Annotated in this window: 27 protein-coding genes, 1 pseudogene and 1 riboswitch; of the genes and pseudogenes, 23 read left to right on the top strand and 5 right to left on the bottom strand. The window is 42.5% G+C overall.

Annotated features, from left to right (window positions below; all coding sequences use genetic code 11):
* Positions 1-165 precede the first annotated feature (165 nt).
* From mtnA to CVD23_RS08450, 8 genes are all read left to right on the top strand, one after another.
* The gene (gene mtnA / locus CVD23_RS08485; protein WP_101577550.1) at positions 166-1,233 is read left to right on the top strand and encodes an S-methyl-5-thioribose-1-phosphate isomerase; all 1,068 of its coding nucleotides are present in this window, start codon (positions 166-168) and stop codon (positions 1,231-1,233) included.
* Positions 1,234-1,380: 147 nt separating this feature from the next.
* A complete protein-coding gene (locus tag CVD23_RS08480) occupies positions 1,381-1,887 on the top strand; it encodes a redoxin domain-containing protein (RefSeq protein ID WP_101665741.1) in 507 nt (168 codons plus the stop codon).
* Between the two features lie 149 nt (positions 1,888-2,036).
* Positions 2,037-2,168: an FbpB family small basic protein gene (locus CVD23_RS08475; protein ID WP_101577548.1), complete on the top strand. Its 132-nt coding sequence runs from the start codon at positions 2,037-2,039 to the stop codon at positions 2,166-2,168.
* 67 nt (positions 2,169-2,235) lie between these two features.
* Positions 2,236-2,385, top strand: coding sequence for an acid-soluble spore protein N (locus tag CVD23_RS08470; RefSeq protein WP_101577547.1), 150 nt, complete (start codon positions 2,236-2,238; stop codon positions 2,383-2,385).
* A gap of 221 nt (positions 2,386-2,606) precedes the next feature.
* Positions 2,607-2,834 carry a small acid-soluble spore protein Tlp gene (tlp, locus tag CVD23_RS08465; protein ID WP_101577546.1) on the top strand — a complete coding sequence of 76 codons (228 nt, stop codon included), beginning with the start codon at positions 2,607-2,609 and terminating at the stop codon, positions 2,832-2,834.
* A gap of 148 nt (positions 2,835-2,982) precedes the next feature.
* Positions 2,983-5,313 carry an AAA family ATPase gene (locus tag CVD23_RS08460; protein WP_257988189.1) on the top strand — a complete coding sequence of 777 codons (2,331 nt, stop codon included), beginning with the start codon at positions 2,983-2,985 and terminating at the stop codon, positions 5,311-5,313.
* Positions 5,314-5,316: 3 nt separating this feature from the next.
* Positions 5,317-5,751 (top strand): acyl-CoA thioesterase, encoded by a 435-nt coding sequence (locus CVD23_RS08455; RefSeq protein WP_101577544.1) that lies wholly within the window; start codon positions 5,317-5,319, stop codon positions 5,749-5,751.
* 15 nt (positions 5,752-5,766) lie between these two features.
* Entirely contained in the window at positions 5,767-6,054 is a 288-nt protein-coding gene (locus CVD23_RS08450) for a hypothetical protein (protein WP_101577543.1), read from the top strand.
* A 56-nt stretch (positions 6,055-6,110) separates the two neighbouring features.
* Here the strand turns inward: CVD23_RS08450 and CVD23_RS08445 are convergent, their stop codons facing one another.
* Entirely contained in the window at positions 6,111-6,401 is a 291-nt protein-coding gene (locus CVD23_RS08445) for a HesB/YadR/YfhF family protein (RefSeq protein WP_101577542.1), read from the bottom strand.
* A gap of 92 nt (positions 6,402-6,493) precedes the next feature.
* Between CVD23_RS08445 and CVD23_RS22985 the strand changes: the two genes are divergently transcribed.
* Both CVD23_RS22985 and CVD23_RS22430 read left to right on the top strand, forming a co-directional pair.
* On the top strand, positions 6,494-6,859 hold the full coding sequence (locus CVD23_RS22985; protein WP_245917433.1) for a hypothetical protein: 366 nt from the start codon (positions 6,494-6,496) through the stop codon (positions 6,857-6,859).
* A 309-nt stretch (positions 6,860-7,168) separates the two neighbouring features.
* Complete coding sequence (locus CVD23_RS22430; RefSeq protein ID WP_257985657.1) at positions 7,169-7,294, top strand: hypothetical protein; 126 nt, start codon at positions 7,169-7,171, stop codon at positions 7,292-7,294.
* A gap of 125 nt (positions 7,295-7,419) precedes the next feature.
* Here CVD23_RS22430 and CVD23_RS08435 read toward each other — a convergent pair whose 3' ends face one another.
* The 4 genes and pseudogenes from CVD23_RS08435 to plsY form a co-directional block, all read right to left on the bottom strand.
* Positions 7,420-7,611 carry a hypothetical protein gene (locus CVD23_RS08435; RefSeq protein WP_101577541.1) on the bottom strand — a complete coding sequence of 64 codons (192 nt, stop codon included), beginning with the start codon at positions 7,609-7,611 and terminating at the stop codon, positions 7,420-7,422.
* A 206-nt stretch (positions 7,612-7,817) separates the two neighbouring features.
* Entirely contained in the window at positions 7,818-8,249 is a 432-nt protein-coding gene (locus CVD23_RS22980) for a sensor histidine kinase (RefSeq protein WP_441296843.1), read from the bottom strand.
* Positions 8,250-8,363: 114 nt separating this feature from the next.
* A pseudogene (locus CVD23_RS22975) lies at positions 8,364-8,483 on the bottom strand (histidine kinase dimerization/phospho-acceptor domain-containing protein); the annotation flags it as partial.
* 826 nt (positions 8,484-9,309) lie between these two features.
* The gene (plsY, locus tag CVD23_RS08425) at positions 9,310-9,894 is read right to left on the bottom strand and encodes a glycerol-3-phosphate 1-O-acyltransferase PlsY (RefSeq protein ID WP_101577539.1); all 585 of its coding nucleotides are present in this window, start codon (positions 9,892-9,894) and stop codon (positions 9,310-9,312) included.
* Positions 9,895-10,110: 216 nt separating this feature from the next.
* On the opposite strand from plsY, the gene CVD23_RS08420 reads away from it, so the two are divergent.
* The 13 genes from CVD23_RS08420 to CVD23_RS08365 all read left to right on the top strand — a co-directional run bounded on the left by CVD23_RS08420 (position 10,111) and on the right by CVD23_RS08365 (position 24,170).
* The gene (locus CVD23_RS08420) at positions 10,111-10,437 is read left to right on the top strand and encodes a DUF3243 domain-containing protein (RefSeq protein ID WP_101665738.1); all 327 of its coding nucleotides are present in this window, start codon (positions 10,111-10,113) and stop codon (positions 10,435-10,437) included.
* Positions 10,438-10,610: 173 nt separating this feature from the next.
* Positions 10,611-11,240 carry a hypothetical protein gene (locus tag CVD23_RS22425; protein WP_257988187.1) on the top strand — a complete coding sequence of 210 codons (630 nt, stop codon included), beginning with the start codon at positions 10,611-10,613 and terminating at the stop codon, positions 11,238-11,240.
* Positions 11,216-12,049, top strand: coding sequence for a phospholipase D-like domain-containing protein (locus CVD23_RS22420; protein ID WP_257988186.1), 834 nt, complete (start codon positions 11,216-11,218; stop codon positions 12,047-12,049). Before CVD23_RS22425 ends, CVD23_RS22420 begins: the two co-directional genes overlap by 25 nt.
* A 179-nt stretch (positions 12,050-12,228) precedes the next feature.
* Positions 12,229-13,965: a glycosyl hydrolase family 18 protein gene (locus tag CVD23_RS08410; protein WP_180955602.1), complete on the top strand. Its 1,737-nt coding sequence runs from the start codon at positions 12,229-12,231 to the stop codon at positions 13,963-13,965.
* Positions 13,966-14,302: 337 nt separating this feature from the next.
* Positions 14,303-15,352, top strand: a complete 1,050-nt coding sequence (locus CVD23_RS08405; RefSeq protein ID WP_101665737.1) for an ABC transporter ATP-binding protein — start codon at positions 14,303-14,305, stop codon at positions 15,350-15,352.
* Positions 15,322-15,990 (top strand): ABC transporter permease, encoded by a 669-nt coding sequence (locus CVD23_RS08400; RefSeq protein ID WP_101577535.1) that lies wholly within the window; start codon positions 15,322-15,324, stop codon positions 15,988-15,990. The genes CVD23_RS08405 and CVD23_RS08400 overlap by 31 nt, the downstream gene beginning before the upstream one ends.
* Entirely contained in the window at positions 15,990-16,889 is a 900-nt protein-coding gene (locus CVD23_RS08395; protein ID WP_101665736.1) for a glycine betaine ABC transporter substrate-binding protein, read from the top strand. The genes CVD23_RS08400 and CVD23_RS08395 overlap by 1 nt, the downstream gene beginning before the upstream one ends.
* Positions 16,890-16,920: 31 nt before the next feature.
* The gene (locus CVD23_RS08390) at positions 16,921-17,334 is read left to right on the top strand and encodes a CoA-binding protein (protein WP_101577533.1); all 414 of its coding nucleotides are present in this window, start codon (positions 16,921-16,923) and stop codon (positions 17,332-17,334) included.
* 334 nt (positions 17,335-17,668) lie between these two features.
* Positions 17,669-19,648: a DNA topoisomerase IV subunit B gene (gene parE, locus CVD23_RS08385; RefSeq protein ID WP_101577532.1), complete on the top strand. Its 1,980-nt coding sequence runs from the start codon at positions 17,669-17,671 to the stop codon at positions 19,646-19,648.
* Complete coding sequence (gene parC / locus CVD23_RS08380; RefSeq protein WP_101577531.1) at positions 19,645-22,074, top strand: DNA topoisomerase IV subunit A; 2,430 nt, start codon at positions 19,645-19,647, stop codon at positions 22,072-22,074. Before parE ends, parC begins: the two co-directional genes overlap by 4 nt.
* A gap of 126 nt (positions 22,075-22,200) precedes the next feature.
* Complete coding sequence (locus CVD23_RS08375; RefSeq protein WP_101577530.1) at positions 22,201-22,971, top strand: hypothetical protein; 771 nt, start codon at positions 22,201-22,203, stop codon at positions 22,969-22,971.
* A gap of 130 nt (positions 22,972-23,101) precedes the next feature.
* The gene (locus CVD23_RS08370; RefSeq protein ID WP_101577529.1) at positions 23,102-23,581 is read left to right on the top strand and encodes a staygreen family protein; all 480 of its coding nucleotides are present in this window, start codon (positions 23,102-23,104) and stop codon (positions 23,579-23,581) included.
* Between the two features lie 149 nt (positions 23,582-23,730).
* Positions 23,731-23,806: riboswitch (glycine riboswitch) on the top strand.
* A 94-nt stretch (positions 23,807-23,900) separates the two neighbouring features.
* Positions 23,901-24,170 carry an ACT domain-containing protein gene (locus CVD23_RS08365; RefSeq protein ID WP_101577528.1) on the top strand — a complete coding sequence of 90 codons (270 nt, stop codon included), beginning with the start codon at positions 23,901-23,903 and terminating at the stop codon, positions 24,168-24,170.
* The last annotated feature ends 9 nt before the right edge of the window (positions 24,171-24,179 follow it).

Below are 24,179 nucleotides of genomic sequence, written 5' to 3'. Positions count from 1 at the left end.
GTGGAACACCCTGAAACCCGAGGACAAGAAGACAATATCTAATTCCTGTTTTCTACTCTACACTCGTTTTGGAAATTGTCTTAGAAAATAGGAATAGAAAAGCTCGACATCGGCGTGTTAAAATATTCTTCATAATAATGCATGGCAATGTGAGAGGAGTTACTGATGAATAATACAGCAATCCAATCCGTCACATACGAAAACGGAAAATTATATATATTGGACCAAACAAAGCTTCCCACCATCATCGATTTTTTAGAAATAACCGCTATCGAGGACACCTGGAATGCCATCAAGCAATTAAAGGTGCGCGGTGCCCCGGCGATTGGCATCGCAGCTGCATACGGCTTGCTTCTCGGGCTCAAAGAAGCTCCTGAAGACAGTTTTTCTTCCTTTTACACCGTTTTTAAAGAAAAATCAGATTACCTGGCTGGCTCACGACCGACTGCGGTCAATCTATTTTGGGCGTTACGACGGATGAATGAACGGGCACAGAGTGAAAGCAGCAAGCCTGTCACGTTGATCAAAGCGGCGCTCGAGGACGAAGCGCACAAAATTCGTGAAGAAGATGAACAGGTTTGCCGGAGTATCGGTGAACATGCCATAACCCTTTTGGAAGATGGAATGGGAATCCTGACTCATTGCAATGCCGGTGGAATTGCCACAGCAAAATATGGGACAGCGCTTGCGCCGCTTTATCTCGCCAAAGAACGTGGCTGGGACATGAAGGTTTTTGCGGATGAAACACGCCCTCTTCTGCAGGGAGCGAGATTAACAGCATGGGAATTGATGCAAGCCGGCATCGATGTTACCTTAATTGCTGACAATATGGCCGCCATCGTCATGCAAAAAGGCTGGATCCAAGCAGTAATCGTTGGATGTGACCGTGTCGCTGCAAACGGGGATGCAGCTAATAAAATTGGAACCTATGGTGTCGCGTTGCTGGCCAAAGCCCATAATATTCCCTTTTATGTTGCTGCTCCGATTTCAACAATCGATCTTGCTACTAAAACAGGAGCCGAAATTCCAATTGAAGAAAGGGATGCGGCGGAAATTACTGCTGGGCTTGGCAAACAAACAGCGCCGGAAGGTGTTAAAGTATATAATCCCGCTTTTGACGTAACGCCACATCATTTAATTACGGCGATCATTACCGAAAAAGGGATTTTAAGAGGAAACTTTAAGGAACAACTTCCTAAATTATTTCAATCATCATTAACAAGTTCAAGCTGACCTGAATTGGCCAGCTTCTTTAACGAGTGTTTCGAGAATCGTCACATTTCTGGTTGTTTTTTGACCGTTGGCCACCTTATTTTTTCGCATTTTCTAGGGTAAAATACTTATTAATAGAGGATGACAAAATGGGAAAAGAGGGACAGCATGGTCAAAAAAGTAATCGCTGTGGTAATATTGACTGCTTTACTAACCGTGGCGATCGTTCAGGCGATGGAGAAGGAAGAACAGCCAGACAATCTGCCGGGACTGAAAATGGGTGTAAAAGCTCCCGATTTCGAATTAACTGCGTTGACAGGGGAAAAAGTACAGCTCTCTGATTATAAAGGAAAGAAAGTAATGCTCAATTTTTGGGCGACTTGGTGTCCCCCTTGTAAAGCAGAAATGCCTGCCATGGAACAGTTTTATCGCGACATGAAGGATGAAGTCGCTGTTCTGGCGGTGAACATCGACCCAAAAAATGATGTGAAGGGATTTGCTGAAGAAAAAGGAGTTACTTTTACGATTCTTCTTGATGATCAAGAAGAGGTTAGCAAAATTTATCAAATCATATCAATCCCAACGACCTACTATATAGATGAGGCTGGAATTGTCCAAAGTAAACATATTGGCGCGATGACACAAGAACAAATGAACCAGTTCATCAATGAATAACCCGGTCTCAGTGGCACCCAAACATAGGGTGTCTTTTATTATGGCAAATAAGATGTAAGACGATATTTAATTTTCAAAAAGTTGTAATAATTGAAAGCGTTTTTGGGCATAATTACTGTTACTATAATATTAAAGGAGAGTGAAAAGTGATGAGAAAGCCTCGTAAACGTTCTTTTTCCGAGCTTGTTTCGGAAAATAAGCGCCAGCTCCTAAATGACCGTGATGCGATCGAGAAAATAGAAGCCCGCCTTGAACAAAAAAGACTCGATAAGGCAGAGTAGTCCAGCTCTATTTTCCAGTCATGGTTCCTTCTTCTCATGGTAATAATGAAAGAAGGAGGATGATTACATGAGCAAGAACATACATGGAAAAAACCGGCAACAATTCGTCCCAAACCATTTAGGTACTCAACCGCGGGGATTTGGGGGAAATAAAGGGAAACAGATGCAGGACCGCTCTGGTCAGCACCCTCAAGTTATCCAGACAAAAGGGGAATAAATAAAACCCATTATCAGGATTGTCTCGCAATGGCTTGGGTTTTAATACTGACCGCCCAAACCTCCGCCCCAATCAGGGTGGAGGTTTTCTTTTTTCATCAATGTTTCGATCGCAACAAAACAACTCCGATAATAAGAATTCCCCTCTTTTTCCCTTAATTTTTCTCTCGAATTCGTTACAAACTATTTGTGTAGCATCTTAATCCAAAGGAGGAAAACACAATGGCTGACATTAGACCCAAACCGGATGATCGCAGTGATAATGTCGAGAAACTGCAAGAAATGATAGTCAATACGATTGAAAATATGGAAGAGGCTGAAGCGACACTTGACTTTGCCGGACCAGAAGCGCGTGCCCAAGTTGAAGCGAAGAACGAACGCCGCCGTGAAAGCCTGGATGGTTTGCGCCAAGAAGTAAGGGATGAGGCACAGGCGCAGCAAAACCAATAGAAAACTTAAGGAATGATTAAAGGAGGATCTGTTCCAGCGGGGACAGGTCTTTCCCGTTTAAAGCCTGTTATAAAAGGCGGTTCTTTTTTAGCTGCTCATTAAATTATGGTAAGATAGAGAAAATGATCATACAGAATGAGATGGTATTGTGAAACAGCACAAACAGCTAAATCACCAAGATAAAATCACTAACTGGGAACTAGAGCTAAAAGAAACGGGTTGTATTTCGAATGAGGGCGAATTGTTAAAAACAATTTCGCATTTAAATGATGATAAGGACCAGGCAGAATTGTCGGTTTTATATACATTGGCAGCACTATCAAGAAGCCGAAAAAGCCATCAGGATTCACTTGTTTTGGCATGGATGGAAAAAGCCGCTCAGTTTCATCCCTCCAATGAACGGGCAACCTCGTATCTTGCCCAGTTTGAATGGAAAAAGAACCGGGACCTCTTGAGCCGCCTTGTTTTTCCAACGATTAGAGAAACCGATAACCGGACGACAAAACAGAAAATTGCCGACCAATATATTGCTATTTGCCGAGTCTTTTTGGAAGAGGCAGAGGAACAGTTGCAGCAGCTCGAAAAATGGCAAAAAGCTTTAATCGATCTCAACCAGACGGCTATTGAAGCGGTATACGCGAACTTAATAAAAATTTTGCAAGATGTGATTGACTATACATCCCGCTTGTTAAAGGCGGCCGAAGAATATGAGGCTTCGATAAGTGGTGTTTTTTATACATCGACCCGTGTGGAGGATTTGAAAACGAGTCTTGAAGAGATTGAGCGATTAAAACTGGAATGGCTTAGCCTGTTTACGGAAGAAGCAACAAACAGCAAAAACATAAGCTCCCTAGAAGAACTAAATGAGATGATTGGTTTAGAATCGGTTAAGGAAAGAGTGAACAACCTCTACCGGTTTCTAAAGTACCAAAAAGAACGCAAAGCGCTTGGATTCCAAACAAAGGATGCGTTGAACCTTAATATTGTCTTAACGGGAAATCCGGGTACGGGAAAAACAACATTAGCGCGTCTATTCGCAAAAATTTTCCATGAGCTTGGCGTTCTGCCCGGAGAGGAAGTCATTGAAGCAGACCGATCCCAGCTGATCGGTGCCTATGTGGGCCAGACTGAAGAAAACGTCAGAGCGATCGTCGAAAGGGCAGTTGGCGGAGTTTTATTTATTGATGAAGCCTATAGCTTAAAGCGGGACTCACAATCGGGGAGCGATTATGGCCAAACAGCGATCGACACTCTTGTCTCACTTATGACCGGCAGCGAGTATGAGGGCAGATTTGCGGTCATTTTGGCAGGCTACCCTGAAGAAATGAGACATTTCCTCGATACCAATCCTGGTTTGAGAAGCCGTTTTCCAAGTTCCAATCATATTCACCTGGAGGATTACAACGAAACTGAATTGGTTGAGATAGCCGAAAAGCTTGCTTATGAAAATGATTTTATCTTAACAGAAGATGCGAAGAGAGCACTCGGCGAACGGATTGACAGGGAGCGCGTTGACGATACGTTTGGAAATGCGAGAACTATCCGCAACCTCGTTCTTGATGCGATTTTTAAAAAAGGGTCTTCAACTGAAAAACGCAACGATTTTCTAATATATACGCTTCTGGAAAAAGAAGACTTCACGGAAAGAGCGAGGGAGCTTGAAGAAAAACCGCTCAAGCGATTGGAACAGCTAACCGGCTTAGCGACAGTCAAGAATGACGTGAAATCATTAATTTCATTTGTTAAAATGCAGCAGCTCCGCAGAGACCATGGCATGCCGGTTGTGACAATCCAGCTCCACGCCGTTTTTACCGGAAATCCGGGCACCGGGAAAACAACTGTGGCGAAAATTTATGCGCGGTTGCTCAAAGAATGCGGAATGTTGAAACGGGGTCATTTAGTCGTAGCAAGCAGGGCAGATTTAGTTGCAGGCTATGTCGGGCAAACGGCTATAAAAACTAAGAAGAAAATCCGGGAGGCTCTCGGGGGAGTGCTGTTTATTGATGAAGCTTATTCATTGCTCGGAAATGGCCATGGTGATTTTGGCAGGGAAGTGATCGATACGCTAGTTGATGAAATGACAAAGCATAATGAAAATCTTGTTGTCATTTTAGCCGGCTATCCGAACGAAATGGAACGGCTGCTTGATAGCAATCCGGGCGTCCGCTCACGGTTTAAGAAATTCTTTCATTTTCCCGATTATTCTACAGAAGAATTACTTGAAATCATTGAAATATATGCCGCGGCCTATCAATATCAAATAACTGAAGAAGGCAGACAGTTTATACGTGCTTCTCTTAAAGATGCCGACACGTTTGGGAATGGCCGATATGCAACCAATCTTGTTGATGAAGCCATTCAATTTCAGGCACTCAGGTTTATGTCGAGTTATGGAGGAGAAATGCTTTTAGACAAAGCGGCTCAGCTGAATGAAGCCGATTTTGCACAAGCAATCAAAAAAGTAAGTGAAGGGGAATAGAACATGCATGTTGCGGTGAAGGAAATTGAAGTTCGCTATGCTGAAACAGATCAAATGGGGGTTGTCTACCATGCGAATTATCTTATTTGGATGGAGCTCGGCCGCACACAGTTGATTGAAGATTTAGGGTTCAACTATGCAAAACTAGAAGGGGAGGGGATTATTTCCCCTGTAATTGATATTCAAGCATCCTATAAAAAGCCGGTTCGATACGGAGAAAAAGCGCTTGTTAAGACGTGGATTGAAGAATATGACGGGTTCAGGGTCACGTATGCCTATGAGATCGCAGATGAATCCGGCAACATAGCAGTTACAGGCTTATCCAAGCATGTTTGTGTAAAAAAAGAATCATTCAGGCCAATTTCTATAAAAAGAAGTTATCCTGACTGGCATGAGGCTTACGAAAAAGCAAAAAAAGTGGAACAAGCTGCAAATTGACATGAGGTGAGATCGTTGGCATTCGGAATAAACAGACAGGAATTGCAGGATTGGAAAAGGAAAATCTCGGCCGGGGAAATAGCTTTTATAACACATTATTGGCTGGATGAACGTTTCCCAGGCTGTAATACTGTTACAAAAGTAGGCTGCAGCAACATTGAAAAATTGGCAGAATGGGGCGCCAAATATGACCTTAAATCAGAGTGGATTCATAATCGGAAAGACTATCCGCATTTTGACTTGATTGGTTCAAGACAGGTTGAAATTTTGAAGACAGAAGGGCTGTTTGAGCATATTTGGTGAAAGATAGAGGACTTCAATGCAGGTTAAAAGGAAAGCAGACGCCACCAGCGTCTGCCTTAATTAGAGTAGTGATATTCAGGTTCTTCCGCTTCTGAATCGTATTCAATGCGGAGATCATGGTCATCAAAATACCATAAGTCTTTTTCCTCTATATAATAGGTGATGCCGTCCTTATTCGTTTTCGCCCCGATATCAAGCGGCTTTTCATTTGAAATGCCTAGGGAAAAACCTTGCTGGACAGTGCTGCATCCGCCATACCTGGCAAAAAATCGCACAAAGTCACCGTCTTTCAAGAGCATTTCTTGTTTATACCATTCAGCTGCATCATCGCTCACAAAGATATTCATGTGGTTCGGCTCCTTCCATTGCTGTATACCTTCATTATAAAATACAACCGGCATTGAAGCGAGTGATCAACGTCACTACATAGTATGGTCAGATGAAAATTCGCGATACGATCAGTTTAATTTACAGACAAATATCCGATAACACTGGTATTTCAAGCTCGAAACGGCGCCAGACGATTTGGTTTTTACGAGAAGATTACGATATCGTAATTAAACCGCTCAGGATCATGAGCAGATTGAGACAGACATGCCAAATGGCAGCCGGAAGCAGGCTCGCTGATCGAATCGTTAATCCGGCGAGAAAAAGGCCACCAATTGCAATTCCAAGGCAAGAAATAAACGAAAAACCATATGCAAGATGGGAAAATCCGAATGCAGCTCCATTGAAGAGAACGGCCCACTTTTCACCGACGATTGCCGCATATCTTGTTAATAATACTCCTCGCTTTTACCATTAACCGTCACTTTGTTGCTTGAATTTTTGGGAAGATGCTATCTAACCAGGCTTGGGCTAATCGTAAGTCCCGATCTCCGTCTAAAACTACATTAGTTTTGAACGAATGGAGAAGGGTAAAGCAATTTAAAATACAAGGGGTGATCCGATGTTGAAGATGACAGAAAAAGCTTATGATGCAATCCATAAAGCTGTCGAGAAAGAGAAAAAATTTCAGGAAGAAGAGCTTTTCGTAAGGCTTGCGATGGGAATCGGCTGAGGAGGTCCCCAATTAAAGCTGTCTCTGGAGGAGCGGCCGTTAGAAGCTGATGAAGTGATTACATTTGAAGAATTAAAGGTCGTTATTCACGAACGGGATGCTGTATATTTTAACAACATCAAGCTTGATTTTGTCGAAGATGTCCTTGGGACAGGGCGTTTTCAATTGCTGAAGATTTGAGACTTTCATGCCTAATCACGCCCGGGCATTGCCTGGTTTTTCCCGTTTGCAAAGAAAGCGGCGCCCCGGTTATTTTGGGGCAGCCGCTTTTTAATCTTTATCGCAACAATTTTTCAAAAAAAATTCTAAACAGGCGGATCCATCATCTCTAAAAAATCGATCAATTCATCAAAGTTGTTGATTGTTTTTAGTGGGACTCCTTCGCAATCGTAATCAGGTTGGAAATGAAAAAATTCTAAATGGAACTCTTCGTCCTCATGTTCCTGCACCGACGTTGCGAATATAAGCTCGCCTGTATTCAAGTGCAATTCTTTCATTGTGTAAACACCTTCCTAATCAGTAAATGTTCTTATTACTAGTTTAAACGATATTCCGAAGCAACCCGCGTTATTTCTTGACAAAAAAATGAATTTATCTTGCTGAGAGCAGGAAACGGGAATGGACAAATAGCAGGGATTGTTGTAACAGACCCTGCTTGAGAATATAAACAGCAGCCGGCTTCTTTGCAGCAGGGACAAAGCTGCTAAATGGAGGCTAATTCGCTGGCCACAGGGAGAGCAATTTTAAATGTTGCCCCCTGAGGAACCGTACTTTCGACGTATATTTTTCCTCCATTACTTTCAACAATTTTTTTGCACACAGACAAACCGATCCCTGTTCCTGTTTCTTTAGTAGTATAGAAAGGATTGAAAAGCTTCTCGGCCGTTTGCTCAGCGATTCCGCAGCCGTTATCTCTAATAATAATAAACGCACAACCTGAACATACTTGCGTTATTAGTTGAATGTCGCCCTGTCTTTCGGAGCCCAATTCATCGACTGCCTCCAATGAATTTTTGACCATATTGACCAACACTTGTTTCAATTGTTTATTATCGATATGTAAAAGTGCATCTCGCTGGTCATACTCGACTGTAAAACGGATGTTCCGTAAGTGTGCCTCGCTTTCAAAAAGCATGAAAATTTCCCGGATGATCGTATTTAAGTAAACATACTCGGTTTTATTTTTCTTCGGTTTTGCAGCATTCAAAAATTCGTAAATGATATCGTTGGCCCTGTTAATCTCTTCAAGGGCTACGTTCGCATATTCTTCTTTCCCAATTTCATTTAAATATGGTTTGATAAGCTGGATAAAACCCTTCACGGTCGTAAGCGGGTTTCGTATTTCATGGGCAATCCCGGCCGCAAGCTTTTCTACAGTAGTAATATGGCTGGTTGCGATCGCTGCTTCGTGCATTTCTTGTGTGGCTTTTTCAAAGGCTTGTTTTTTCTCGGCAAGCTGTCCGTGAAAAAAGGTCAGTTTACGTTCCACTGTAGTGATTAAACTTTGAATTTCTGCCGTATGCGCTTCAGTTGGAAAGCAGAAAAGATGGATCCCGGGTTCTGAAGCGACTTTGTAAATGGTATAAGTTATGAAACCGTAATCCACATGGTTCATTGGAATAGTCAAAGAGGTCTTATTTGAGCATTCAAATAAGAAAGAGCGGAGTTTTTCTTCATCGCGCTCCATCACCAGCTCTGAAAAGGCATATGGCGCTTGAAAGGCCATTTCCGCATACTTCGACGCCATCAATATCAATAAGTTATGCTCAATATAAAAATAGGGGAAAGGCAGTTTTTCTAAAACGTTCTCATATGAGTCCATTTCCGAACCATCCTTATCATTATTATTAAAAAACTGCGTATCAAAATCGCACGGTCAATATACTTTATGGATAATAAAGTATGATTATGTCAAACTATGCGAACTGAAAAAAGAGTTTGCTGATAAATAAGACTTTCATACTATTATCATACCAAAATACCCCATATGTTAGCAATAACGCACAAAATATTTCTTTTTTAGAACATTTGGCATTTGAGCAAATAAAAAATCATTTAAATGGAGCGAATTGTAGGCGGACTATGCAACTGAAAGCCGAAAGGAAGATCAGAATGAATGTTCTTACAAGAGGATTGTCAGTTCCATTGAAAAGAAAAACTGCAGAAAAATGGCTGCGGAGGAAGGTTTTCATCCTCTACAGCCATTTCACTTTAGGTTCCGTTTTATTGATAATTCTCTTAATATTGGCCCGGTGCCGGTAGAACACAAAAAAACCAAGAATCGAGACGACGATGATGAGCGGAAGATCACCAAAGATGATTGCATAAATAACAGCGGCGATTGCTGCCATCATCGAAGATAGGGAAACATACTTTGTTATGTACAGACTTACGAAAAAGATTAACAGCATTATGACAAACATCGGTGGCGCATAAAAAAGCAGCACCCCGCCTGATGTTGCGACTGCCTTGCCGCCTCTGAACCCCGCAAACAACGGGTACATATGGCCAACGACTGCAACAACACCTGCGATCAATGGATGAATATCTGATCCAAACAAAACAGGCAATGCTGCAGCAAGTGTTCCTTTTAAAATATCGGCACTTGTAACAATCAACCCCGCTTTTACTCCGAGAGTCCGGAATGTATTGGTTCCTCCGAGGTTACCGCTTCCATGCTGGCGAATATCGGTTCCATAAAAAACTTTTCCGATAATCAGGCCTGAAGGAATTGACCCAAGTAAATAAGCTAATAAAATGATTAATGCGTCAACCGCCATGTATTCACCCCTTCATCGGTGGCAAAATAATAATAGCACCCCGAAAATATTATAGCAGATAAATCGCGGATTTAAATATGTTTGCTGACAATAAATTTACCACAGCAAGGCAAACTAGATAATATAAACATAGCTTGCATGGCTAGAAACTGTTTCAGTTTCTGATGAAGGGGTAAATGAAAACAGATTACCCATTAATAGAAAAGGAGGTTCACCATGGAACATCAGATCAATCAATCTAATACTGACGCGGATGGAAGAATTGAAGCAAAATTAAATGACCTGGGCAGTGAAAAAAAGGAAGAGATCTTAGCCAATTTTGATCAATTTAAAAGCTATTTGGGCGATAAAGTTTCGAAAGGAATGAAGCTGGGGCTTGATGAAGAGCATCTCGCAAACGCTGCCCAAAAGGTTGGTGATTATCTTGCCCAAAAGGAAGAGCCTCGCAATCGCGAAGAAAAATTGTTGCAGGAGCTCTGGCAAGTCGGCAACCAAGAAGAAAAGCATATGCTTGCCCATATGCTAGTAAGGCTGGTTCACTAAATAATGAACACACAGGCTGCTTCTGCATAAAGCGAAGCAGTTTTTTAAATTCGCTAAACGGCAGACAAGGAGTTTTATGCTGGTGGCAAATGGGTAAAACGGACCAAATGGGCTGTGAAAGGCCGGTAAGTCCACTCAAGGCGAACAGATAGCATTTAAAGGGGAGTTTTAAATTGAATAAACTAAAAATCCTGATAAAGAAAAAAAGGGTGTGGATTCCGCTTCTCGTTATAGCCATCATCAGTACTGTGATTATTTACAATAGACAAAAGCCGCTGCCCCCGAATATTTCATATGAAGGAAAAGTTCACACTGTTCAAGATGCCTCATTTCTTTATGATCTCACCTATAAAGATGAAAATGGACGCATCATGCATGATCAGCATATATTTGATACCATATTTGAGGCAATTCGCAATGCTGAACAGTATATCGTGATAGATATGTTTTTATTTAACGGATATACACAACTAGGCAAGGATTTCCCCGAAATCAGTGCTGTTTTAACAAAAGAACTGATTAAGAAAAAGCAGGAAAACAACGATATCAAGATTATTTTTATTACAGATGAGATCAACACAACATACAACTCCCATCGAGCAAAGGAGTTGACAGAACTAAAAAAACACGGAATCGAAACCGTGTATACCAATGTCGACCGGCTTAGGGATTCTAATCCTCTTTACTCGGGGATTTGGCGAACATTTATCCACAGGTTTGGCCAGAATGGCAACGGCTGGATGCCGAATCCTTTGGCGGAAACTGCACCGGATGGACGATGCGCTCCTATCTTAAACTGTTGAACATTAAAGCAAACCACCGTAAGGTATTTGTATCCGAAAAAACGGCAATTATTTCTTCAGCAAACCCTCATGATGAAAGTGCTAACCATTCAAATATAGCCTTTCAAGTAAGCGGGAATATTATAAATGACATTTTGGAATCTGAGCAGGCTGTTTCCAACATTTCAAATGGCCCAAAGCTGCCGGAATTTCAAGCTGCAGAAGCAGAACCCGGCCCCGTTAAAATCCAGCTCCTGACAGAAGGAAAAATTCCAAAACATATATTAAGCGAGCTCAATGATACAAAAAAAGGGGATATAGTATGGCTTGGAATGTTTTATCTTGCAGATCGCCATGTTATTGACCACTTAAAAGAAGCGGCAGACCGGGGCGTCAATATTCGTCTTATTTTAGATCCGAACAAAAATGCATTCGGCTCGGAAAAAATCGGACTCCCAAACATCCCGGTAGCAGCAGAGCTGGATAAGCTCGGGCATGACCATATTCACATCCGCTGGTACGATATCGGTAAAGAACAATTTCATAGTAAGCTAATGTTTATCAAAAAAGAAAACAACGGTGTCATCATCGGGGGCTCTGCTAATTTTACGGCAAGAAACTTAAATGATCTTAATCTAGAGACAGATATCAAAATCACGGCACCACCGGAAACAGATATATATCAAGACGTTGATTCCTATTTTGAGCGAATTTGGGACAATAAAAACGGGCGTTATACTGTCGATTACGAAGCGGATCAGAACGATCTCCCCGTTTTTAAGTATTTAACCTATTTAATCCAAAAAGCAACGGGCTTTACAACCTATTAATCTATTTTTCATTAAGAACCGGGATAAACCGGTTCTTTTTTCTATTCATGATGAAACTATTTGTCTGTTATTTTCGTTAACAATATGGGATGAAAAAAGATTGGTTTCATAGGTATTATTGGAGGTAAACAATCCTTTTCATTTCCGGCAGTTTTCAGTACGATAAGAGTGAGGGGGAGATGAAAATAGCAATTCTGCAACGAGAGAAACGAAAGCAACTATCAAAAAAATGGATTGCCGGGGGACTTCTCTTGGCGTGTTTGATGGTCATTTCGAGTGTTCTCTTACTCTTGTATCCTTTTGCGTCAAAGGTGAAAGACAATCATTTTATCGGTGACAACCCGATTCTTTTTAAAGGGGCACAAGCAGGAAATGCGATCATTGAAGGTGAATCGGTGTATGTTCCCGTCTCCTTTATGAACAGCATTGAAGGGAATATCGCCTATGATCAAAAATCTAATTCTATAATTATCGCAACAAAGGATAAAGTTGTCCAAATGCCTGGCGAATCACAGACTATTTATGAAAATGGCCAGCCGGTTGAACTCCAGTTTCCAGCAGTAACTGCCAAGAGTGGTGAATTGCATGTCGCGCTCGATGCGATGCTGGCTTATTTTCCGATCCAATTTAAAGTTTTGCAGGAATCAAATGCCGTTTGGATTCAGCAGGACGGGCAGCATCTGACAAGAGGAGTCATTACGGGAAAGGATGCTCATGCTGAAAAGTTGCGGCTTCGCACTAAAGCAAGCCTCCAGTCAGCCTATGTTGCGAAAACAATTGATCAAGAGCCGATATATATTGAAAAGGCAACGGACGATTATTTGTTCGTTAGAAACGAAAGCGGAATTGCCGGCTATATCGAGAAAGATTTAGTCAAGGAGACTTCAGAAGAGGTGGTTACCATTGCACGTGATTCGAATAATCCTGTGCTTCCGCAACTAGACGGGCCTGTCCAACTTACTTGGGAGGCTGTTTATACAAAAAATCCAGATACGAATCAAATTCCGGCAATGCCCGGAGTAAATGTTGTATCGCCAACATGGTTCGAACTTACATCAGCTGATGGAGCTGTGAAAAATCTCGCATCCATTGACTATGTAAACTGGGCGCGAAACAGGGGTTACCATGTTTGGGGACTCTTTTCCAACGCTTTTAACCCGGAGCTGACCCATTCAGCCTTTAAAGATTTCGAAACAAGACAAAAGATTATCCGCCAGCTGCTTAACTACAGTCAAACGTATCAATTGGCCGGAATCAACCTGGATATTGAAAATGTAAATGAAGCTGATGGACCGCTTGTGACCCAATTCGTTCGCGAGGCAACTGCTTATTTTCATCAGGCTGGCTTAGTCGTCTCGATGGATATTACGTTTATCTCCGGTGGAAATTGGTCTGCCTTTTATGAACGAGACAAACTGGCGAATATCGTCGATTACATGATCGTGATGGCATATGATGAGCATTGGGCAAGCTCTGAGAAGGCGGGAAGCGTCGCCAGCTTTCCATGGGTCGAGCAAAATTTAAGCAAACTGTTGGATGAAGTCCCGAAAGAACAATTAATTCTTGGCGTCCCTTTATACGCAAGACTTTGGAAAGAACAAGTACTCGCCGGCGGGAACGTCGAGGTTACTTCAACGGCACTGTCGATGAATAAAGTAAAGGAATGGCTTATTACAAACAAAATTCAACCGACTTATGATCCGGACAGCGGCCAAAATTACGCGGAATACTATAATGAGGCAGAACAAGCAACATATAAAATTTGGCTTGAAGATGAACTTTCATTAAGAAAACGGACAGAGATGGCCGCCCAATATGAACTGGCAGGAGTGGCAAGCTGGTCAAGATATTTTGCCGACGAAGCGGCCTGGACAGCGTTACAGTGGAAAAAAGATAACAACATCACGAAGAAATAACAGCGAAAAATGGTCTGAGACAATCAGGCCATTTTTTTAAACAGAAGCTTGAAAAATGACTTTTACGATAAGAACTGGCAGAATTAACTAATAAGCGAAAGTCAAAGGGAGGGAAGACATGAAAATTTGAGCATGAAAATTTGAGAAGGAATAGATAGAAATCGAGAGGTTCGCAAAGTTAGATAAATGAAAATCTTAGCGGACTGAAAGGTTTTTCAGAAAAATTTTCGGGTATAGGCAAAAGGATATAGCTTCAAGCGTCAATGCAAGAGATAAACCGCTTATGGGGAATAATAGCACGAAATAGATAATCAAGAATAAAAGCAGGTGATCGTAAATGATCCGGTTTAATCGGGTGAGCAAAGTATACCCAGATGGGTTTGAAGCAGTAAAAGGGATCGACTTACATATTGAAAAAGGGGAACTCGTCGTCATAATTGGTCCGAGCGGCTGTGGCAAAACGACAACGATGAAAATGATCAATAAATTGATCGCTCCGACTTCAGGCACTATTTATATCGATGGTGAAGATATTGCTGAAGTGGATGGTGTGGAACTGAGAAGAAGAATCGGCTATGTGATCCAGCAAATCGGCCTGATGCCCCATATGACGATCGCCGACAATATTTCACTAATCCCAAGGCTAAAGGGTTGGAAAAAGGCAGACTATGAAAAGCGCGTTGAAGAGCTATTGGAGATGGTTGGGCTTGATCCCGGACAATACAAGGCCAAATATCCATTGGAATTAAGCGGCGGGCAACAACAACGTGTCGGTGTCATCCGGGCCCTGGCCGCTGAACCGCCGATCGTATTGATGGATGAACCATTCAGCGCCCTTGACCCGATCAGCCGTGAACAGCTGCAGGACGAGCTTAAATCCCTTCAGCAGCGAATTCACAAGACAATCGTGTTTGTTACACATGATATTGATGAGGCCCTTAAAATTGCCGACCGGATTGCCGTCATGAAAGATGGGGAAATCATTCAGATAGCAGCTCCTGACGAACTGCTTTCTAACCCGGCAAATGACTTTGTCCGCGACTTCTTGGGGGAAGAGCGGTTAACCGAAAAAACAGCTTTAACAGCGAAAGATGTGATGGTTAAAGCCGCCCAAGGCGAACAAGGAATTACCGTTCAACCTACAGAAGTCCTTGAAGCCATGTCAGCTTTAACCGAGGAAGAAGATTATCCGATCGTGCAAGAGCAGGATGATCTTAAAGACATAGTCCGTTTGCTTATTGAGAAAAACCTAAATTCGCTCGGCGTTGTTGATGAACAGCATAAAATGGTCGGTATCATCACGAAAGACCATTTATTAAGCGTTTTGGCCGAGGTAAGGATGGAGGATGTCCACAGATGGAAGAAAACGTATTTTCAGCATTTATAGAAACGATTACATCCAGATCTGATGATATTTGGCAAGGTTTGACGGAACATTTATTTTTGTCATTTACGGCTATCTTGATTGCGCTAGTAATCTCCCTGCCTCTTGGCATCATCGTTTCAAGGAAGAAGAAGCTTGCCGAGTTTGTAATTGGGATTACGGCTGTATTTCAGACGATTCCAAGCCTTGCTTTCTTCGGATTCCTGATTCCCATTTTTGGGACTGGTAATGTGACTGCGATTACTGCCTTAACGGTCTATTCGTTACTTCCGATCCTGCGCAATACATACACGGGAATTGTCGGAGTTGACAGTGCGGTGATTGAAGCAGGCAAAGGAATGGGTATGACCAATCAACAAATTTTAACGAAAATTGAACTGCCTCTCTCACTTCCGTTCATTATGGCGGGAGTCCGTACTGCCACTGTTTTAACGGTTGGAGTGGCGACGCTGGCCACATTTGTCGGAGCAGGCGGCCTCGGTGAACTCATATACAGGGGCTTATCGACTTGGAATAATCAGCTTGTGTTAGCAGGAGCAATCCCTGCCGCACTATTAGCAATCTTATTTGACTTTATTTTAAAACGAATTGAAGTTGCAGCTACACCAAAGGGATTAAAAAATATTCAGGGGGGAAATTGATGAAAACAAGATTATTAATGTGCGTCTCGCTTATGCTTATGATCGGGGTTTTATCTGCCTGCAACAACAGCGGTGACTCAGGAGATAAGATTGTTATTTCGGGGAAAATGTGGACAGAGCAATACATCCTGCCGCATATTTTATCTGAATATATTAAAGCACATACCGACTATGATGTCGAGGTGGAGGATGGACTCGGGGAGGTTTCGATCCTGACACCAGCAATGGAAAAAGGTGATATTGATATGTATGTTGAATATACTGGGACCGGCCTTGAAGCGGTTTTAAAAGAAAAGGCAGAACCAGGTGAGTCTGCTGATGACATATTTGAGCGGGTAAAGACGGGTTATCAAGAAAAATATGATATAGTTTGGCTAGAGCCTCTCGGCTTTGAAAACACCTATACACTTGCCTATACGAAGGATAAAAACATTGCAGCTGAGAATTTTTCTGATCTAGTGCCATATTCAAAGGATCTTTCCTTTGGGGCACCACACCAATTTTATGAGCGCGAGGATGGCTATGACGCGATGGTTGCAGCCTACAATTTTGAGTTTAAAGACCAGAAAAGTTTTGATCCGAATATTATGTACGAAGCAGTCAAGGAAGGGGAAGTTGATGTGATTCCGGCCTTCACAACCGATGGCCGCATTGCCCGATATGATCTTGCTTCCTTAAAGGATGATAAGGGGTTCTTCCCGCCATATTATGCAGCACCGATCGTCAGACAGGAAGTATTGGACGAATTCCCTGAACTTGAAAAGGTTGTGAATGGTCTGGCCGGAAAGATTTCTGAAGCAGAAATGGCAGAAATGAATGCAAAGGTCGACATCGATAAGGAAGATCCTGAACAGGTGGCCAAAGATTTCTTGATTGAAAAGGGCTTAATCACTGAATAATCCTATATTTTTAGTGAAAAGGGTGAAAAGAATGGCAATTGAAAATCCGGATCGTGAAGAAATCGGCAAAATTTTAAAAAAGGCTAGAAGAATTGCTGTTGTTGGTTTAAGCAATAATCCAGCAAGGACCTCTTATATGGTGTCGGAAGCGATGCAAAATGCCGGTTATGAAATCATTCCTGTCAATCCAAATATTGATGAAGCGCTTGGCGTGAAGGCTGTTCCGTCGTTAAAGGATGTTGAAGGCCATATCGATATTGTCGACATTTTCCGGCGTCCCGAGCATTTAGCCGGGCTTGCAAAAGAGTTTGAAGAAGTGGATGCCGATGTGTTCTGGGCCCAGCTTGGGGTAAGGGATCAAGAAGTCTTTCAATATTTAAAAGAAAAAGGCTATACTGTCATCATGGACCGCTGTATCAAGGTTGAGCATGCGATGACGAAATAGCGTTTTAAAGAAACATGAAATCATAATGATTCATGTTTCTTTTTTTTAAAAGACCGCGTGTTTATGTAATAAAATAACAGCAATTAAGCCGAAATTTCTTTGGATTTTACGATGAATTTTTCAAATAGATTTGCCAAAACGAAATAAATAGATACAATTAAGCATAGACGCTTGGCGAACTTATGGTAAAATACGATAAGAACGTTTGTTCCAATTTCCTAAAATGGTAAACTTCTAAAGAATCTAATTTAAATGGACGATACTTAAAAAGAGTGTTCGACAACATCCAGAGAATACGTTAATGTTGTTTTGTAGCAATGAAAGGGGTATGTTCGTGGCAGCAAATCAGGAAGCATTTGATTACAATGATGATGCCATACAGGTGCTTGAAGGTCTCGAGGCGGTAAGAAAACGCCCGGGCATGTATATTGGGAGCACCGATGCACGGGGTCTGCATCATCTTGTTTACGAGATTGTTGACAACTCGGTAGATGAAGCACTGGCCGGGTTTGGAAACCATATCATCGTTAGAATCCATAAAGATAACTCTATCAGTGTAATCGATAAAGGGCGCGGTATGCCGACAGGGATGCACAAGCTTGGCAAGCCTACACCTGAAGTGATTTTGACGGTACTTCACGCCGGCGGAAAATTTGGCCAGGGCGGATACAAAACAAGCGGCGGCTTGCACGGTGTTGGCGCCTCTGTCGTCAATGCTTTGTCGGAATGGCTCGTTGTCACAATTAAACGCGACGGCTCTATTTATACACAACGCTTTGAAGACGGCGGCAAGCCGGTTACGACACTTGAAAAGACCGGAAAAACGAATCAAACTGGAACGACGATTCATTTTAAGCCCGATTCCAGTATTTTTTCGACAACTACTTACAATTTTGAGACGCTTTGTGAACGACTCCGCGAGTCCGCCTTTTTGTTAAAAGGGATGAAAATTGATATTATCGATGAGCGCAACAATGTACAAGAAGAATTTCATTTTGAAAACGGGATTGAGGCGTTTGTTGAATATTTAAATGAAGAAAAAGATGTCCTTCATCCTGTTGTCAGCTTTGAAGGTGAACAAAATGGGATTGAAGTAGATTTTGCTTTTCAATTCAATGATGGATATTCTGAAAACGTTCTGTCTTTTGTTAATAACGTAAGGACGAAGGACGGCGGCACACATGAAGCCGGTTCGAAAACTGCGTTAACAAGAGCATTTAATGAATACGCCAGAAAAGCCGGACTTCTGAAAGAAAAGGATAAGAACCTGGATGGTGCCGATATTCGTGAAGGTTTTTCTGCAATCATTTCAGTGCGGATTCCTGAGCAACTTTTGCAATTTGAGGGACAAACAAAAGGAAAACTCGGTACGAGTGAAGCCCGTTCGGCAGTAGATGCAGTTGTGTCTTCAAATCTTGCTTATTTTCTTGGTGAAAATCCGGATATCAGTTCGCTGTTGATCAAGAAGGCGATCAAGGCCTTCCAGGCAAGGGAGGCGGCCAGAAAAGCGCGTGAGGATGCCCGCAGCGGGAAAAAGAGAAAACGCTCTGATGCGGTCCTTTCCGGGAAATTGACGCCGGCTCAATCGAGAAATCCGCAGAGAAATGAACTGTACCTTGTCGAGGGCGATTCTGCAGGCGGCTCTGCAAAGCAGGGGCGCGACCGCCGTTTCCAGGCTGTTCTGCCATTGCGTGGAAAAGTCATCAATACTGAAAAAGCCAAACTTGAGGACATTTTTAAAAATGAAGAAATCAATACGATCATTCATGCAGTTGGTGCCGGGGTTGGCAGCGATTTTAACCTTGACGATATAAATTATGAAAAAATCGTGATTATGACGGATGCCGACACGGACGGTGCCCATATTCAAGTGTTGCTGTTGACGTTCTTTTACCGATATATGAAACCGCTTCTTGAAGCAGGAAGAGTCTTCATTGCGCTTCCTCCTTTGTACAAAGTAAGCAAAGGATCGGGCAAAAAAGAAGTGGTCGAATATGCATGGAGCGATGAAGAGCTTCAAGGGACGATTAAGAAGGTTGGTAAAGGCTATATGATCCAGCGCTATAAAGGCCTTGGTGAAATGAATGCCGACCAGCTTTGGGACACAACGATGGATCCGGAAACTAGAACACTTATCCGAGTCCGCATTGACGATGTTGCGCGGGCAGAGCGCCGGGTGACAACGTTAATGGGTGACAAAGTTGAACCGCGCCGGAAATGGATTGAAACCCATGTTGCTTTTGGCCTTGAAGATGACAGCAACATCCTTGAAAACGAAAATATCTCGGTTGCAGAGGAGGGTGCTGAATCATGAGTTCAGTTGAAAAATTTCGAGATTTGCCGCTTGAAGACGTGCTGGGCGATCGCTTTGGACGCTACAGCAAGTACATTATTCAAGAACGGGCCCTGCCTGACGCACGTGATGGTTTAAAACCGGTGCAGCGCAGGATTCTCTATGCTATGCATGTTGAGGGCAATACCCATGAAAAAGGATTTCGTAAGTCAGCAAAGACAGTTGGAAATGTAATCGGTAATTATCACCCCCATGGAGATACATCCGTTTACGATGCCATGGTGCGGATGAGCCAGGAGTGGAAAGTTCGTAAATATCTTGTTCAAATGCATGGAAACAACGGCAGTATCGACGGCGATCCTCCTGCAGCGATGCGTTATACAGAAGCCAGGCTTTCGGCGATTGCGGCCGAACTCTTAAGGGACATCGAAAAAAGAACCGTCGATTTTATTCCGAACTTTGATGACACATCAAATGAACCGACTGTTTTACCAGCGATGTTCCCTAATTTGCTTGTCAACGGATCAACGGGGATTTCTGCCGGCTATGCGACAGATATTCCGCCCCATCATCTTGGTGAGGTTATTGATGGTGTGATCATGAGAATGGACAATCCCGATTGTTCAGTGGAAGACTTAATGACTGCCGTTAAAGGTCCCGATTTTCCAACCGGCGGGATTATTCAAGGTGTAGACGGAATTAAGAAAGCATATGAAACAGGCAAGGGAAAAATCATTATCCGCGCAAAAACGGAGATTGAAGAAGTACGCGGTGGCAAACAGCAAATTGTCATTACCGAAATCCCGTTTGAAATCAATAAAGCCAACCTCGTTAAGAAAATTGATGAGTTTCGGCTTGATCGCAAGCTTGAAGGGATTGCTGAGGTTAGGGATGAAACCGACCGGACCGGCTTGCGAATCGTCATTGAATTAAAGAAAGAAACAGACGCTGAAGGCGTGCTCAACTATTTATACAAAAACAGCGATCTTCAAATCACGTATAACTTTAACATGGTTGCCATTCACAATCGGCACCCAAAATTAATGGGACTGCGCGACCTGCTTGATGCATATATTGGCCACCAAAAGGAAGTCGTAACACGCAGGGCCACGTACGACCTGCAAAGAGCAAAGGACCGCCAGCACATCGTAGACGGCCTAATGAAAGCTTTATCGATCCTTGATGAAGTAATCGCGACGATCCGCGCTTCAAAGGACAAGCGCGACGCCAAAGACAATTTAATTTCATCATTCGAATTTAGCGAAGCACAGGCTGAAGCAATCGTGTCTTTACAACTTTACCGTTTAACGAACACAGATATAACGGCGCTTCAGCAGGAAGCAGATGAGTTAGCGAAGAAAATCGAGGAGCTGTCCGCCATTCTGGACAGTGAGAAAAAGCTTGCTGCGGTTATTAAGAAGGATTTAAAAGACGTCAAGAGACGCTTCGAAGACCAGCGCAGAACGAGTATTGAAGATGAGATTTCGGAAATTAAAATTAATCTCGAAGTATTGGTTGCCAGTGAAGATGTCATTGTCACCCTCACAAAAGACGGCTATCTGAAACGAACAAGCCTTCGCTCTTTTGCTGCGTCGAATGGCCAGGATTTTGGCATGAAGGAAACGGACAGGCTTCTTTCCCAGCTGGAGATGAATACAAAGGAAGTGGTTCTTCTTTTTACAAGCAAAGGGAACTACTTGTATTTGCCTGTCCATGAAATTCCTGATACTCGCTGGAAGGATCTTGGCCAGCATGTTGCCAATATCGTCCCGATCGATCGCGATGAGGAAATCATTGAAGCGATTCCAGTCAAAGATTTCAATCAGGAAGCGTTTTTGTTATTCGTGACGAAAAACGGCATGGTCAAAAAAACGGAATTAAAGCATTATAAGGCGCAGCGTTATTCGAAGGCGCTCGTCGCTATCAATCTTAAAGAAGATGACACAGTCGTTGATGTTCATCTAACGGATGGAACAAAGGAACTGTTTTTAACAACGAGCTTTGGCTATGCTCTCTGGTTCCGTGAAGAAGAGGTCAGCATTGTCGGGGCCCGCGCCGCAGGAGTGAAGGGTATCAACCTGAAAGATCAGGACTTCGTCATCGGTGGTAAAATAATCGACCACTCTATTTCACAGTCAATTGTGGTTGCGACACAGCGTGGTGCGATTAAACGAATGAAGCTCAGCGAATTTGAACTGTCCTCCCGGGCGAAACGGGGGCTTGTTATTCTTCGCGAGCTAAAAGCAAACCCTCACCGTATTGTCGGATTTGCAACCGTGCAGAGTGGAGACCGGGTCTTCCTGCAGACGGAAAAAGGTCAAGTGGAGCATGTCGTTGCGGCAGAACTGCGCTTTACCGACCGTTATTCCAATGGCTCATTCATTTTTGATGAAACTGAAAGCGGAAAACTAAAGCATCTTTGGAAATTGGATAAAACTGAGGAATAAACTGTAAGGTGGGAACCCTTCATTTCAAACGAGATGAAGGGTTTTTTATCGTTCCCTGATTTTCTTACATGTTTTTTCCAAGAAAGGAGAAGTTAACATTAACAAGAAAATCCGAGGAGGGATATTGTGAAAAGGGACTTGTTATTTGCCTTTACCGCTTTCTTTTTTATGTCATTATCGGCGATCACCGGCGTTTACGCAGTTGAACAGGCTGGCAAAATGAACATCTTTTCAGAAGAAAAATATGATGTCTCAGGAGACGGTAAGAAAGATACGATCATTTTAAAGGGGCTTCCGTTCGAAGAAGGTGCGAATTTTCAAAAAGATGTTTTTTTGGAAGTAAAGGCATCGAACGGAAAAACGTACGAGGTTAAACTAGCAGGTGGATATGAGCCTGTTGTTGATTTTAAGGATGTCAATCACGATGGTGTTCTCGATATGTTTGTCAGCATTCCGTCTGGAGGAAGCGGCGGACTTTCTAATTACTATTTATACACTTTGAAGGATTTTAAAATGACAGATTTGACTGTTCCCGATCCAGTCGCTATTACCAGCCAGTTCGAAGAAAACTATCAGGCCTCCATTACGATTGATAAAACCGGAAAAACATACCGGTTCGATCTTAGCAGCAGAAAAGACGATTATGAGCGCCTTGGCTTATACCGGAATGGTAAATTGAATGAACCAACAGAACTAATGGTGTTCCCATACAGTACATTAAAGGTCGTAGAAAGTAACGGAACAGCTAATCGTTTATTGGGAGTACAAAGAATCAGCGGTGCCTATAGTGCTGATGCCATCGCTTTCGTGGAATCGGAATGGAGCATGGAGAATGGCAAGTGGATCTTAATAAAAACAGCAGTCTATGAGACAGGTGCCAGTGCTCCAGGAAGATGACAGCCCGTTAAATGAGAGAGGATATTTAGCGGAATACTCTGTAACACTGGGCTCTAGTCACATTTCCCCCGTATTAACATAATATGGGGTAAACAAATTATCGCTATAGTAAGGGGGTTTTATACTTACGATGAATAAGTTTGATCCTGCTAAGCTGTCCACCGACATAAAAGCCCCAGCCACTCAGTTTGGGCCAGTGGACAACAGAAAATACACGCTTACCCATTCTGACACGAACGGAGAATTCCTCTTAAAAATAGGCTGTCATTTCGATTTAGATGCCGTTAACTCGAAGCAGCGCGATGAAGTGTTTGCTGAGTGGAAACCTAAATCTGGACAGTATATTCTCTTTGGCAGAGTGTATATAAGCAATGGTGACTTTGATGAGAAATATTCACAGGTGAGATTTTTAATTTTCCAGCGTGAACTAGAGCTGGCGCTAACCGCAATCACTTACGGGGACCAGGCATTTTTCACCTATTATCCATGGCTTTTAGACTCACCGATCTATATCCAATTTGAATCGGTATATCCGCAATTCAATAAGATCGTGTACCAAGGAACACCAAGACAATATTTAAATGTCGCATTGAAGAAAACCGTCTCTTAAACACAGGTTTATACCTGTGTTTTATCATGCCTTTACTAATAGATGAGTTTGCTTTTTCAAACAATCGTCTTGATCTTATATTTTTGTATTGTTATAATCATTTTATTATTTAATAACAAGCGACGATCGTTATGGATAAAACTATAACGGGAGCAGCTTCTGGAGAGACCGCTGATGCGGCGCCGAAGGATTCACAATCTCAGGCAAAAGGACGGAAGAGTAACTTATGGTTCATCATGTAGGTTATTCTACTTTTTGCCGAGATTGGATAAATCCAGTCTCTTTTTTATTTTCTAAAACTTTTTGAGGAGCTGTCAGGATGAGACGTGCAGTAGTAAGTGTTGTGGGAAAAGACCAGGTGGGAATAATCGCTAAAGTGACCACGGTTTTATCGGAAAATGAAATCAATATTCTTGATATTAGCCAAACGATTTTGCAGGATTTCTTCACGATGATGATGATCGTTGATGTAAATGGAACCGGTAATCTGGATCGTTTGCAAGAGCAACTTAGCAAGATCGGAGATAACCTCTCCCTGAAAATTAATATCCAGCTTGAAGAAATTTTTCAGGCGATGCATCGAGTGTGAGAAGGAGTG

This window comes from Bacillus sp. V33-4 (assembly GCF_002860225.1).
Classification (GTDB): Bacteria; Bacillota; Bacilli; order Bacillales; family Cytobacillaceae; genus Bacillus_BJ; species Bacillus_BJ canaveralius.
Note: the sequence above shows the minus strand (reverse complement) of the source record. Positions and strands in the feature narration are given on the sequence as shown.

Bases quoted from the DNA above. Each gene is read 5' to 3' on its own strand.
- mtnA (WP_101577550.1), top strand. From the start codon at position 166: ATGAATAATACAGCAATCCAATCCGTCACATACGAAAACGGAAAATTA.
- CVD23_RS08480 (WP_101665741.1), top strand. From the start codon at position 1,381: ATGGTCAAAAAAGTAATCGCTGTGGTAATATTGACTGCTTTACTAACC.
- CVD23_RS08475 (WP_101577548.1), top strand. From the start codon at position 2,037: ATGAGAAAGCCTCGTAAACGTTCTTTTTCCGAGCTTGTTTCGGAAAAT.
- CVD23_RS08470 (WP_101577547.1), top strand. From the start codon at position 2,236: ATGAGCAAGAACATACATGGAAAAAACCGGCAACAATTCGTCCCAAAC.
- tlp (WP_101577546.1), top strand. From the start codon at position 2,607: ATGGCTGACATTAGACCCAAACCGGATGATCGCAGTGATAATGTCGAG.
- CVD23_RS08455 (WP_101577544.1), top strand. From the start codon at position 5,317: ATGCATGTTGCGGTGAAGGAAATTGAAGTTCGCTATGCTGAAACAGAT.
- CVD23_RS08445 (WP_101577542.1), bottom strand. From the start codon at position 6,401: ATGAATATCTTTGTGAGCGATGATGCAGCTGAATGGTATAAACAAGAA.
- CVD23_RS22985 (WP_245917433.1), top strand. From the start codon at position 6,494: ATGAAAATTCGCGATACGATCAGTTTAATTTACAGACAAATATCCGAT.
- CVD23_RS08435 (WP_101577541.1), bottom strand. From the start codon at position 7,611: ATGAAAGAATTGCACTTGAATACAGGCGAGCTTATATTCGCAACGTCG.
- CVD23_RS22980 (WP_441296843.1), bottom strand. From the start codon at position 8,249: ATGCTTTTTGAAAGCGAGGCACACTTACGGAACATCCGTTTTACAGTC.
- plsY (WP_101577539.1), bottom strand. From the start codon at position 9,894: ATGGCGGTTGACGCATTAATCATTTTATTAGCTTATTTACTTGGGTCA.
- CVD23_RS08420 (WP_101665738.1), top strand. From the start codon at position 10,111: ATGGAACATCAGATCAATCAATCTAATACTGACGCGGATGGAAGAATT.
- CVD23_RS22420 (WP_257988186.1), top strand. From the start codon at position 11,216: ATGCGCTCCTATCTTAAACTGTTGAACATTAAAGCAAACCACCGTAAG.
- CVD23_RS08410 (WP_180955602.1), top strand. From the start codon at position 12,229: ATGAAAATAGCAATTCTGCAACGAGAGAAACGAAAGCAACTATCAAAA.
- CVD23_RS08405 (WP_101665737.1), top strand. From the start codon at position 14,303: ATGATCCGGTTTAATCGGGTGAGCAAAGTATACCCAGATGGGTTTGAA.
- CVD23_RS08400 (WP_101577535.1), top strand. From the start codon at position 15,322: ATGGAAGAAAACGTATTTTCAGCATTTATAGAAACGATTACATCCAGA.
- CVD23_RS08395 (WP_101665736.1), top strand. From the start codon at position 15,990: ATGAAAACAAGATTATTAATGTGCGTCTCGCTTATGCTTATGATCGGG.
- CVD23_RS08390 (WP_101577533.1), top strand. From the start codon at position 16,921: ATGGCAATTGAAAATCCGGATCGTGAAGAAATCGGCAAAATTTTAAAA.
- parC (WP_101577531.1), top strand. From the start codon at position 19,645: ATGAGTTCAGTTGAAAAATTTCGAGATTTGCCGCTTGAAGACGTGCTG.
- CVD23_RS08370 (WP_101577529.1), top strand. From the start codon at position 23,102: ATGAATAAGTTTGATCCTGCTAAGCTGTCCACCGACATAAAAGCCCCA.
- CVD23_RS08365 (WP_101577528.1), top strand. From the start codon at position 23,901: ATGAGACGTGCAGTAGTAAGTGTTGTGGGAAAAGACCAGGTGGGAATA.